Origin of the sequence: Cobetia sp. cqz5-12, from assembly GCF_016495405.1 — a bacterium.
In the GTDB taxonomy this organism is placed as follows: Bacteria; Pseudomonadota; Gammaproteobacteria; order Pseudomonadales; family Halomonadaceae; genus Cobetia.
In genome coordinates, this window is record NZ_CP044522.1 from 3,961,736 (window position 1) to 3,973,925 (window position 12,190).

Genomic DNA, 12,190 nt, shown 5'->3' on the forward strand with positions numbered 1-12,190 from the left:
TGTATCATTTTGGTAACTGCGCATTACATTTTTTTTTCAATGCGTGCCAAATGGATCAACGATCTAGCTCAGAAATGCTGTCACTTATACAAGAAAATGCTGAATTGAATGGCAAATTGCGAATGGCGTGCACAAAAAAGCCGCGACGGGGTCGCGGCTTCTTCACTGGCAGAAACTTACAAGGCGTTACAGCTCGCGAATCTGATCCGAGGCGATCAAGCGCTCCTTGAGCTCCTTGGGCATGGAGAAGACGATGTTTTCCTCCTGACCCTCGAGCTCCTCGGGTGCCGAGGCTCCCAGCGCCATCAGACGATCGATCACACCCTGCACCAGCACTTCGGGTGCACTGGCCCCTGCGGTGATACCGATACTGCCGATACCCTCGAGCCAGGCGGCCTCGATCTGCTCGGCATCATCGATCAACCAGGCCGGGGTCTGCATGCGCTCGGCCAGTTCGCGCAGGCGATTGGAGTTGGAGCTGTTGGGGCTGCCGACCACCAGCACCACATCGCAGGCTTCCGCCAGCATGCGCACGGCGTCCTGACGATTCTGGGTCGCGTAGCAGATGTCATCCTTGCGCGGGCCCTGAATCGCCGGGAAGCGTTCGCGCAGCGCGTCGATCACCCGCGCCGTATCATCCATCGAGAGCGTGGTCTGGGTGACGAAGGCCAGCTGCTCCGGGTCCTTGACCTCCAGACGCGCCACATCGGACTCGTCTTCCACCAGATGGATGGTGCCACCCCTGGAAGTGTCATAGCGGCCCATGGTGCCCTCGACCTCCGGGTGGCCCTCATGACCGATCAGCACGCAATCCTGGCCCTTGCGCGCATAGCGCAGGACTTCCATGTGCACCTTGGTCACCAGCGGACAGGTGGCATCGAAGACCTTGAGGTTGCGACGCTCGGCCTCTTCCTGCACGGCACGCGAGACACCGTGCGCCGAGAAGATGACGATGACGTCATCCGGCACTTCGTGCAGTTCCTCGACGAAGATGGCGCCGCGCTCCTTGAGGGAGTCGACCACGAAACGGTTGTGCACCACCTCGTGACGCACGTAGATCGGCGGCCCGAACACGTCGAGCGCCCCGTTGACGATATCGATGGCGCGATCCACTCCGGCGCAGAAACCGCGCGGGTTGGCCAGCTTGATCTGCATGACAGGCTCCGCTTGATGGCGAGGTGCGTTCACGGGGAACGCACCTTTGAAAAGAAGACTCAGTGCGTGGTCGCGGGGGCGACTGACAGTACCTCGACCTCGAAGGTCAGAGTACGCCCGGCCAGTGGGTGATTGAAGTCGACCTTGACGTCACGCTCATCGATCTCGCGGATGATGCCCGGCAGCTCCGAACCCGACGGCTCAGCGAAGGACATCACCATGCCGACCTCGATCTCGTCATCGAAGCTCTTGCGTGCCACGGTCTGCACGTTCTGCGGATTGTGCTGACCAAAGGCATGCTCCGGCGTGATCGTGAAGCTGCCGGTCTCGCCCGCCGCCATGCCCATGATCGAACGCTCGAAGCCCGGCGGCAGATTGCCGTCACCCACCTGGAAGGTGGCCGGTGTCTTGTCGAAGGTGGAGTCCACCTCGGTGCCGTCTTCCAGACGCAGACGGAAATGGAGGCTGACCTCCATGTTATCGGCGATACGATGCTCGCTCATGCTGACCTCGCTTGTGGCGCTCATTCGGAGCGGCCACGGAAAGATTCAAGAATCAGTGCCACGGCTCCCAGGCTGATGGCGACGTCCGCCACATTGAAGGCCGGGAAGAAGGCATTGCCCCAGTGGAAGGACAGGAAGTCCACCACGAAGCCATGCACGACACGATCATAGAGATTGCCAAGCGCGCCCCCCAGCACCAGCGCGATGCCCAGCGCGGTGAAGGTCTCGTGACGCTTGAGGCGCGCAAGCCAGATGCTCAGGCCGATGGCTGCCACCACCGCGATGCCCGCAAACAACCAGCGCTGCCAGCCATCATGGCCGGCCAGAAAGCTGAACGCCGCGCCGGTGTTGTGGAGCAGCGTCAGATTGAAGATCGGCAGCACTTCGTTGGCCTGACCATAGACCAGCGAACTGCTGGCCAGCCACTTGGTGGCCAGGTCCAGCACCACGATCACCAGCGACAGCCACAGCCAGCGCAGCGGCGAGCGCATCGGCTCACTACCGGCCGAGGGGGTATTCGTCGCGGGGCCTTGTGAAGAAGACGTCATGTTACCTTCCTGTCGTGAAATGAGTCTGCGACCGGCAAGACACGAACGCCGGGCCAGAGCCCGGCGTTCGATATCAGCGCTCAGCGGGGGCTGAACGATCCCGCGGCCGCATCAGCGATCAAGCGAAGTGACGCGTCTCGCCTTCGCCGTCCGGCAGGTTGGTCACGCAGCGGCTGCACAGCGTCGGATGTTCCGGCAGGGTGCCGACTTCCGGACGGTGGTGCCAGCAACGCTCGCACTTGGCATTCTCGCTAACCTTGACCGCCACCTTGAGGCCGGATACGTCGGTCTCTTCTGCCGCGCCAGCCGCCTCGAGAGGCGCCAGGGTCACGCCGCTGGTCAGCATCACGAAGCGCAGCTCGTCGCCGAGACTTGCCAGCAGCGTATTGAGCTCGTCATTGACGTAAAGGGTGACTTCCGCCGCCAGGCCATTCTTGACCAGACCGGCGTTGCGCGCGCCTTCCAGCGTCTTGTTGACCGCCTGCTTGACGTGCAGCACCTGCTCCCAGAACTCACGCCCCATGGGGGCATCATCCGCCAGGGTGGTCAGGCCGGTGTAGGCCGTCTCGAGGAAGATGGTGTCCTTGCGCGGACCCGGGATGTTGGCGTAGATCTCTTCACCGGTGAAGGAGAGGATCGGCGCCATCCAGCGTGCCAGCGCCTCGATCACGTGATACAGCGCCGTCTGACAGCTACGGCGCGCACGCGAGTTCGGCTGCGTGGTGTACTGGCGGTCCTTGATGACATCCAGATAGAAGCCGCCCAGCTCACGCGAGCAGAAGGTCAGCACCTGCTGGTAGATGTCGAGGAAGCGATATTCCTCGTAGGCCAGCTCGACACGTGCCTGCAGCTGGGCGGCACGATCGACCACCCACTGGTCCAGCGCCAGCATGTCGTCGAAGGCCAGCGCATCACGCTCGGGCTCGAAGCCGTTCAGATTGGACAGCAGGAAGCGCGAGGTGTTGCGGATACGACGATAGGCATCGGCGGTCCGCTTGAGGATCTCGTCCGAGACGGCCATTTCGCCGGAATAGTCGTTGGAGGACACCCATAGACGCAGGATGTCAGCACCCAGCTTGTCCATCACCTGTTGCGGTGCGACCACGTTGCCGACGGACTTGGACATCTTGCGACCCTGCGCATCCACGGTGAAACCGTGAGTCAGCAGTGCCTTGTAGGGCGCGTGGCCATCGATGGCACAGCCGGTCAGCAGTGACGAGTGGAACCAGCCACGGTGCTGGTCGGAACCTTCCAGGTACAGGTCGGCACGCGGGCCTTGATCGTGACCATGCGGGTGCGAGCCACGCAGCACATGCCAGTGGGTCGTTCCGGAATCGAACCACACGTCCAGCGTGTCGGTGACCTTCTCGTAGTTCTCGGCCTCATCGCCCAGCAGCTCCTGGCTGTCGAGTGACCACCAGGCATCGATGCCGTGCTCGGCGACGCGATCCGCGACCGCTTCCATCAGCGCGACGCTGTCAGGGTGCAGTTCGCCAGTGGCGCGATGCAGGAACAGCGGAATCGGCACGCCCCAGTTGCGCTGACGCGAGATGCACCAGTCAGGGCGGTTGGCGATCATGCTCTTCAGGCGCGCCTGGCCCCAGGCCGGGATGAAGGTGGTGTCCTCGATGGCGGACAGCGCCTTGTCACGCAGGGTCACGCCATCGGTGCCGGCGATGTCCATGCCGACGAACCACTGGGCCGTGGCGCGATAGATGACCGGCGTCTTGTGGCGCCAGCAGTGCATGTAGCTGTGGGTGATCTTCTCGTGCGCCATCAGCGCGCCGAGTTCTTCCAGACGCGCGACGATGTTCGGATTGGCCTTCCAGATGAACTGACCACCGAATTCCGGCAGGTCCGGCACGTAGACACCGTTGCCCTGCACCGGGCTCTCGATCTCGTCGAAGCTCATGCCGTAACGACGGCAGGTGTGGAAGTCATCCTCGCCGTAGGCCGGCGCGGAGTGGACGATACCGGTACCGGCACCGGTCTCGACGTAGTCGGCCAGATAGACCGGCGACAGACGATCGTAGATCGGGTGGCGGAAGTTGAGATTCTCCAGTGCCGCGCCATTGACGGTCGCCAGCGTCTCGCCACTCAGCCCGAAGCGCGCCAGGCTGTCCTCGACCAGCTCCTCGGCGAGCACCAGCAGGCGCTCGCCGGTATCGACCAGCGAGTAGACAAAGTCCGGATGAACGTTGAGCGCCTGGTTGGCCGGGATGGTCCACGGAGTGGTGGTCCAGATCACGATCGCCACCGGCTTGCTCAGTGACTCGAGGCCGAAGGCCTTGGCCAGCGCCGCGCTGTCATCTGCCGCGAAGGCGACATCGATGGCATCAGAGGTCTTGTCGGCGTACTCGACTTCCGCCTCCGCCAGCGCAGAGCCGCAGTCGAAGCACCAGTTGACCGGCTTCAGGCCCTTGAAGACATAACCGCCCTTGACCATCTCGGCCAGCGCACGGATCTCGCCGGCTTCGTTGGCGAAGTCCATGGAGCGGTACGGGTTGCCCCAGTCACCGACGATGCCGAGACGGATGAACTCGTGCTTCTGACCTTCCACCTGCACGCCGGCGTATTCACGGCACAGGTGGCGGGCTTTCTCGGACTCGAGATGCTTGCCGTGGGTCGTCTCGACCTTGTGCTCGATGGGCAGACCATGACAGTCCCAGCCCGGCACGTACGGCGCGTCAAAGCCCGCCATCGTCTTGGACTTGACGATGATGTCCTTGAGAATCTTGTTGACGGCATGACCGATGTGAATATTGCCGTTGGCATAGGGAGGGCCATCGTGGAGCACGAAGCTCGGACGGCCCTTGCCTGCTTCACGCAGACGCGCATAGAGGTCAATCTCGTTCCAGCGCGCCAGTTGGTCCGGCTCACGCTTGGGGAGATTGCCGCGCATCGGGAAGTCGGTATCGGGCAGATTCAAAGTGTGCTTGTAGTCGCTCATAGCCTTTCGGGTCAGCCGTCGTGGGGGCGGGAAGCCTGGGCTTCCCGAGCTGTGGAATCAGACACCTCAGCAGTGCCGTGTAAGGGTGCCGTCGGCGCATCCGTCATCAATGCGCTCAGCGGACGGCTGGCCAGCGGCAGGTCAGCCATCGAGGTCATGCAATCGAGCAACGCCTGCTCGTCACCGGCAGGCGTCTCGCCCGCGGCCAGCGCGAAGAAGCGTCGCGCCAGGGCGATGTCGGCGTAGATGGCGGCCTTGAGGGCTTCCAGGCCATCGAAGCGCTGCTCACCGCGCAGGAAGGCGCAGAAGCTGACGCGCATCGGCTGGCCATAGAGGTCTTCCGCGAAGTCCAGTAGATGGACCTCTAGCACCGGCCGCGGCGTGCCGACCGTCGGGCGCCAGCCGATATTGGCCACCGCCGGGCAGTCGCGGCCATCGGCCAGATGCGCCATCACCGCATAGACGCCGGAGACCGCCAGCGGCGCATTCGGCAACGGCAGGTTGGCGGTCGGCACGCCCAGCGTGCGACCCAGCTGGCGGTCCGCGACCACGCGCCCCTGCCAGTGGTGGGCACGCCCCAGCAGTCTGGCGGCCAGCGCCATGTCGCCTGCGGCCAGCACCTCACGCACGCGGGTGCTGGACACACGCTCGTCGGCGATCTCGAAGGTGCGGGTATGCTCCACCGCAAAGCCTTCGGCGGCGCCGATGCGTTCCAGCAACGCGAAGTCTCCGGCGCGATCGCAGCCAAAGCGGAAGTCGTCACCGACCACCAGGTGACGCACACCGAGCCCATCGATCAGTACCTGCTCGATGAATTCACGTGCCGACAGCGAGCGCAGCGCCTCATTGAAGGGCAGACACAGTACGCGCTCGGCGCCATGACTGCCCAGCAGACGCACCTTGTCCGCCAGACGCGTCAGCCGCGGCGGCGCCTTGTCACCCGCGAAGAACTCACGCGGCTGCGGCTCGAACACCACCACCGTGGCGGGCAGACCATAGGCTGCCGCGCGCTCGCGAAGTTGCTCCAGAATCGCCTGGTGGCCGAGATGCACGCCATCGAAATTGCCGATGGTGGCCACACAGCCGCGACTGCCATCCTGCTTGCGCAGGCGGGCGAGATTGTGGAGTCCTCTGATCAAGTCCATGCGTGCATCACACAAGCCGCCGAAAGTGGTCGATTATAGCGAAGGGGCACGGCGCTGACAGCCACCGTAGCCCCGCCAGGGAGAAAACAGCTGGAACCGAGGGCACCAACCTGGGTGGTAGTGGTACCCGGGCAGCAGGCTCAGCTCTGCATGCGGAAATGGCGCGGGCGGACACCGCACAGCCCCAACCACGCCGCATAGGCCAGCACACCGCCGACGACCAGAGCTCCCATCATCGCACAGCGCTCCCACAGGCCCCAACCAAGCCAGGTGGTCCAGTCCGGCGACAGCCACATCAGGCCGCCGCCCATCAAAGCGCAACCGCCGATCAGGGTCAGCGAATAGCGTCCCCAGCCGGGCTGGAAGCGCAGCACGCCATCACGATACAGGCCGCGCGCCAGCAGGCCCGCATTGAGGAAGGCCGACAGCGCCGTGGCCAGCGCGAGCCCGGCATGCGCCAGCGGCACGATCAGCGCCAGATTGAAGGCCATGTTGGCGACCATCGCGATGATACCGATCTTGACCGGCGTTTTCGTGTCCTGACGCGCATAGAAGCCCGGCGCCAGCACCTTGATCAGCATGAAGGCCAACAGGCCGAAGCTGTAGGCACGCAGACTCTGGGCCGACATCACCACATCGTTGTCGGTCATCGCGCCGTAGTGGAACAGCGTGATCAGCAGGGGCTCGGCCAGCACGCCAAGCGCCAATGCCGCCGGCACACCAATCAACAGCACCGAGCGCAGCGCCCAGTCGAGCATCTTCTGGAAATGCTCCAGTGATTGCTCGGCGTGGCGCTTGGAGAGCGCCGGCAGAATCACCGTCCCGATGGCGATGCCGATGATGCCCAGCGGCAGCTCGACCAGACGGTCGGAGTAATAGAGCCACGACACGCTGCCGGTAACCAGAAACGAGGCCAGCACGGTATCCAGCAGCAGATTGATCTGCGAGACCGAGACACCGAACAGCGCCGGGGTCATCAGCCTGAGGATGCGGCGTACACCTTCATGGGCGAAATTCGGCCATGGTTTGGGCATCAGGCCAAGCCGCAGCAGGAATGGCACCTGGAACAACAACTGCACGCCACCTGCGATCAACACGCCCCAGGCCAGCGCCATGGCGGGTGTCTCGAAGCGCGGGGCCAGCAACAGCGCCGCGCCGATCAGGCTCAGGTTGAGCAGCACCGGCGTGATGGCCGGTACCGCAAAGCGATTCCAGGTATTGAGCACGCTGCCGGCGAAGGCGGTCAACGAGATCAGCAGCAGATACGGGAAGGTCAGGCGCAGCATGTCACCGGTCAGTGCCAGCTTGCCGGTATCATCACCGAACCCGGGTGCGAAGACCCACACCAGCCAGGGCGCACACAGCATCGCCAGCGCGGTGATCAACGCGAGTATGACACCAAGACTGCCGCTGACGGCGTCTAGCAACTCGCGGACCTCTTCCCGTGTCCGGCGGGTCGCATACTCCGACAGCACCGGAATGAAGGCCTGGTTGAAGGCACCCTCGGCAAACAGGCGGCGCATGAAGTTGGGGATCTTAAAGGCGACGAAGAAGGCATCCGCCCCGCTGCCGGCACCCAGCAGGGATGCGATGGTCACATCGCGCGCCAGCCCCAGCACGCGCGACAGCATCGTCATCACACTGACGATCAACCCGGAACGCAACAGGCCACCCCGCACCGGCAGGCTGTCGCCCGAGCGGGTCTCGCCCTGGGCACTCGCCTGTGAAGCGGACTGCGCGGCGGCCTTTGCCTTGCCGTCTTCTCCCCTGACTTCCTTTTCGCCTGCGGGCGACTCATCCTGCGGCTTGCTCACCCTGACACCCCTCTCGCTTCCCTGACCTGACACCGATGTCATCCACTCGACAGACAGACACAAAAAAACCGGCCGAAGCCGGTTTTTTCACACTCACACGTCTTAGACAGCCAGTGCCTTGACGCGAGTGTTCAGACGGCTCTTCAGACGAGCGGCCTTCTTCTTGGACAGAATGTCCTTGTCGGCGTAACGGTCGAGGACCTTCTGCGCGACATTGAAAGCGGCCATGGAAGCAGCGTGATCGCCAGTCTTGACGGTCTTCAGCACGTTCTTGATGCTGGTACGCACGGCGGAACGCTGTGCGGAGTTGTGCTGACGACGAACTTCAGCCTGACGAGCGCGCTTACGTGCTTGCTTGGAATTTGCCACTTTGATGCTCCTTATGAGTCCACCCGTAGGCGCGTACTCATGAACTTGAATTTGGAAGACGTTGTCGCACCGCGACAGCGAGTCCGATCATCTCTCGCCTTTCGACACTGATGTGAAGACTTTCGAGAAATCAGCGACTTGACGTGGAAGCCCCGCCAAACCTTCGCCATCGGGGCGGACCAGCACCCGACAGGACGGCAGAGTCTAGCATGACCCGAGCGCATATCGCCAGCCTGAGCTTGCCCCAGGTACAGAGCCAGGAAGCAAGCCTCATGGGCGCTACAGCACGATGAGGTTGTCGCGATGGATCAGTTCCGGCGCCTCGATATAGCCCAGCGTCGCCTCGATCTGATGGCTGGGCAGGCCGAGAATCCGCCCGGCGTCTTCGGCGCTGTAATTCACCAGCCCCTTGGCGATGCGCTGACCGGATTCATCGACGCACTGCACCAGATCACCGCGCTTGAAGGCGCCTTCGATCTTCCTGACGCCCACCGGCAACAGGCTGGAGCCACGCGTGGTCAATACATTGACGGCACCGGCATCCAGCGTCAGGGTGCCGCGCACCTGCAGCTGCCCCGCGATCCAGCGCTTGCGCGCCGCGATCGGTGCATGCTCTGGCAGCAGGAGCGTGCCGAAGCGCTCTCCGGAAGCCAGCCGGGTGATCACCTCGGGCTGACGACCGGAGGCGATCACCGTCAGCGCACCGCTACGTGCCGCCAGACGCGCCGCGCGCACCTTGGTCGCCATGCCGCCACGCCCGAGCACGCCACCGCCACCGGCCACCTTGACCAGAATCGGGTCATCGGCCTGGGCTTCCTCGATCAGGCTGGCCGCCGGGTCATGACGCGGGTCGGCATCATAGAGGCCTTCCTGATCGGTGAGCAGCAACAACGCATCGGCCTCGAGCAGGTTGGCGACCAGCGCACCGAGGGTGTCGTTGTCACCGAAGCGGATCTCGTCGGTGACCACGGTGTCGTTCTCGTTGATCACCGGCACCACCCGCAGGTCGACCAGGGTGCGCAGCGCCGAGCGTGCATTCAGGTAGCGCTTGCGATTGGAGAGGTCATCGTGGGTCAGCAGAATCTGCGCCGTGGTCAGGCCGTGACGATGGAAATGCTCTTCATAGCACTGGGTCAGGCCATTCTGACCGACCGCCGCTGCCGCCTGCAGCTCATGCACGCCGCTGGGGCGAGCCGACCAGCCCAGCCGCGACATGCCGACGGCGATCGCCCCGGAGGACACCACGATCACCTCGACACCCCGCGCGTGCAGTGCCGCGATCTGATCGACCCAGCGGCCGATGCCGGCATCATCCAGCCCGCGGCCGTCATCGGTCAGCAGCGCACTGCCGATCTTGACCACCACGCGTCGTGCATTGGCCAAGGCCTCGCGCCCCGTCTGACTGCCCAGTTCCGCCACTTCCGCCACCTTCTGCTCCGACACCGCGCTCTCTCCTGTCATGTAATCCCTCGCCCGGCAGGCCCTGCCTCCCTGCTTGCCATTGTCTGCTCCCGCCAGCCCGCTGTCATCACTCCTCGCCGGCCCCGACAACGAAAACGCCCCGCCGCGAGACCATGAGGCTCGGGGCGGGGCGTGAATCGCGAAGCGGGTCGCTCGTTACTCAGAGGCTGTCGCGCAGGACAGCCACCGAACGAACCGAGACCTCAGGGCGCGTATTCGACTTCGACGTCGTAATCGTCGTCATTGAAGTCGTCATCGTCCTCTTCTTCGTCATCCTTCTTGCGCTTGCGACGCGTCAGGCGCTCTTCAGCGCGCTCCAGCGACTCGTTCTCCATGCGCGCCAGCAGGGCGGCATGTGCCTCGGCAGCTTCCGGATCTTCCGCCAGCTGCAGGCGCTGCTCGCCCAGCCAGCGGTGAGCGGCCTGCACCAGCTCCTGAGTGCCGATACCGCTGGCCGCGGAGACGACGAACAGCTCGCCCTCCCAGCCCAGGCGCTCGACGAGGTCCTTGACCATCGCGTCGCGATCGTCCTCCGGCAGCAGGTCGATCTTGTTGATCACCAGCCAGCGCGGCAGCTCCGTCAATGCCGCGGAGAAGTTCTTGAGCTCCTTGAGGATCGCCTCGACCGCATAGGCCGGGTCGCTCTCGTCATAGGGCGCAATATCCACCACGTGCAGCAACAGACGCGTACGCGTCAGGTGCTTGAGGAAGCGCAGCCCCAGGCCAGCGCCGTCAGCAGCGCCTTCGATCAGGCCGGGAATATCGGCCATCACGAAGTGCTGGTGGCTACCGATCTTCACGACACCGAGGTTCGGCACCAGGGTGGTGAACGGATAGTTGGCGACCTTGGGCTTGGCAGCGGAAACGGCGCGGATCAGCGTCGACTTGCCGGCGTTCGGCATGCCGAGCAGACCGACATCTGCCATCACCTTCATCTCGAAGCGCAGGTTGCGACGCTCGCCCCAGGTTCCCTTGGAGGTCTGGCGCGGCGCGCGGTTGGTCGAGGACTTGAAGTGGATGTTACCCAGACCACGACGCCCACCCTGCGCGACCAGCAACAGCTGACCGATTTCCGTCACGTCACCGATGATCTCGAGGGTTTCCTCGTCGATCACGGTGGTGCCGACCGGCACCTTGACGATCAGGTCCTCGCCCGCCTTGCCTGCCATCTGACGGCCTTGACCGGCATCGCCGCTCTCCGCCTGATAGTAGCGCTGGAACTTGAAGTCGATCAGGGTATTGAGCGAGTCATCCCCGATCAGGTACACACTGCCGCCGTGCCCGCCGTCGCCCCCATCGGGACCACCGCGCGGCACGTATTTTTCACGGCGAAAACTCAGGCAACCATTGCCGCCACGTCCGGCCTCTACAATGATCGACGCTTCATCAAGGAACTGCATGCTGCTCTCTCCTGACGACGACCCGGGCCGTCATGCGACAAAAAAGCCCCGCCTGAGCGGGGCTTCCTTGCAGACTGCCATGCGACACCGGGGCATCGAGCAGTCTGCGTAAGCTGTCAGACGCTTCAGGCAGAAACGATGCTGACGAACTTGCGGTTCTTCGGACCCTTGGTCTCGAACTTCACGTGGCCGTCGGCCAGAGCGAAGAGAGTGTGGTCCTTGCCGATGCCAACGCCAGTACCAGCGTGGAAACGGGTGCCGCGCTGACGCACGATGATGTTGCCGGCGATAGCCGCTTGGCCACCGAACAGCTTCACACCAAGGCGCTTGGATTCAGAATCGCGACCGTTGCGGGTAGAGCCCGCCGCCTTCTTATGTGCCATTGGATAATTCTCCTATGGTGGGTAGCGCTGCAATTAAGCAGAGATACCAGTGATCTTGACTTCGGTGAACCACTGACGGTGGCCCGCACGACGCATGGAGTGCTTCCGGCGACGGAACTTGATGATGGTGACCTTGTCGCCACGGCCGTGAGACACGACCTCGGCAGAAACCTTGGCACCTTCAACCAGCGGAGCGCCGACCTTGATGTCGTCGCCTTCAGCGACCATCAGGACTTCGTCAAACTGGATAGCTTCGCCAGTCGCGACTTCAAGCTTCTCGAGCTTCAGGGTCTGGCCTTCCTGAACGCGGTACTGCTTGCCACCGCTCTTGATAACTGCGTACATGATTCTCTCCATCGGACTCATCAAGGGTGTGCTCTTGGGTGGCCTGCTGCGAGTGGCGCCCCTTCTGGAGCCATCTGACAGGGAGCGGGATGAGTCACGGCCGCGTATTATAGCGCC

Annotated in this window: 11 protein-coding genes; all 11 read right to left on the reverse strand. The window is 63.5% G+C overall.

The window, feature by feature from the left end; translation table 11 throughout:
- Positions 1 to 186 precede the first annotated feature (186 nt).
- Complete coding sequence (gene ispH, locus F8A90_RS16415) at positions 187 to 1,155, reverse strand: 4-hydroxy-3-methylbut-2-enyl diphosphate reductase (protein WP_166020078.1); 969 nt, start codon at positions 1,153 to 1,155, stop codon at positions 187 to 189.
- A gap of 59 nt (positions 1,156 to 1,214) precedes the next feature.
- Positions 1,215 to 1,658, reverse strand: coding sequence for an FKBP-type peptidyl-prolyl cis-trans isomerase (fkpB, locus tag F8A90_RS16420; protein ID WP_200018025.1), 444 nt, complete (start codon positions 1,656 to 1,658; stop codon positions 1,215 to 1,217).
- Between the two features lie 20 nt (positions 1,659 to 1,678).
- Positions 1,679 to 2,206 (reverse strand): signal peptidase II, encoded by a 528-nt coding sequence (gene lspA / locus F8A90_RS16425; RefSeq protein WP_233593367.1) that lies wholly within the window; start codon positions 2,204 to 2,206, stop codon positions 1,679 to 1,681.
- A gap of 118 nt (positions 2,207 to 2,324) precedes the next feature.
- A complete protein-coding gene (ileS, locus tag F8A90_RS16430) occupies positions 2,325 to 5,156 on the reverse strand; it encodes an isoleucine--tRNA ligase (RefSeq protein ID WP_200018030.1) in 2,832 nt (943 codons plus the stop codon).
- Positions 5,157 to 5,167: 11 nt separating this feature from the next.
- On the reverse strand, positions 5,168 to 6,301 hold the full coding sequence (gene ribF / locus F8A90_RS16435) for a bifunctional riboflavin kinase/FAD synthetase (RefSeq protein ID WP_166020075.1): 1,134 nt from the start codon (positions 6,299 to 6,301) through the stop codon (positions 5,168 to 5,170).
- Between the two features lie 140 nt (positions 6,302 to 6,441).
- Positions 6,442 to 7,938, reverse strand: coding sequence for a murein biosynthesis integral membrane protein MurJ (gene murJ, locus F8A90_RS16440; protein ID WP_233593669.1), 1,497 nt, complete (start codon positions 7,936 to 7,938; stop codon positions 6,442 to 6,444).
- 279 nt (positions 7,939 to 8,217) lie between these two features.
- On the reverse strand, positions 8,218 to 8,484 hold the full coding sequence (gene rpsT, locus F8A90_RS16445; protein ID WP_043335965.1) for a 30S ribosomal protein S20: 267 nt from the start codon (positions 8,482 to 8,484) through the stop codon (positions 8,218 to 8,220).
- Between the two features lie 279 nt (positions 8,485 to 8,763).
- Positions 8,764 to 9,945: a glutamate 5-kinase gene (gene proB, locus F8A90_RS16450; RefSeq protein WP_200018032.1), complete on the reverse strand. Its 1,182-nt coding sequence runs from the start codon at positions 9,943 to 9,945 to the stop codon at positions 8,764 to 8,766.
- Positions 9,946 to 10,148: 203 nt separating this feature from the next.
- On the reverse strand, positions 10,149 to 11,345 hold the full coding sequence (cgtA, locus tag F8A90_RS16455) for an Obg family GTPase CgtA (RefSeq protein WP_166020072.1): 1,197 nt from the start codon (positions 11,343 to 11,345) through the stop codon (positions 10,149 to 10,151).
- 125 nt (positions 11,346 to 11,470) lie between these two features.
- On the reverse strand, positions 11,471 to 11,728 hold the full coding sequence (rpmA, locus tag F8A90_RS16460) for a 50S ribosomal protein L27 (RefSeq protein WP_043335969.1): 258 nt from the start codon (positions 11,726 to 11,728) through the stop codon (positions 11,471 to 11,473).
- A gap of 33 nt (positions 11,729 to 11,761) precedes the next feature.
- A complete protein-coding gene (gene rplU, locus F8A90_RS16465) occupies positions 11,762 to 12,073 on the reverse strand; it encodes a 50S ribosomal protein L21 (RefSeq protein ID WP_043335971.1) in 312 nt (103 codons plus the stop codon).
- Between the last annotated feature and the right edge of the window lie 117 nt (positions 12,074 to 12,190).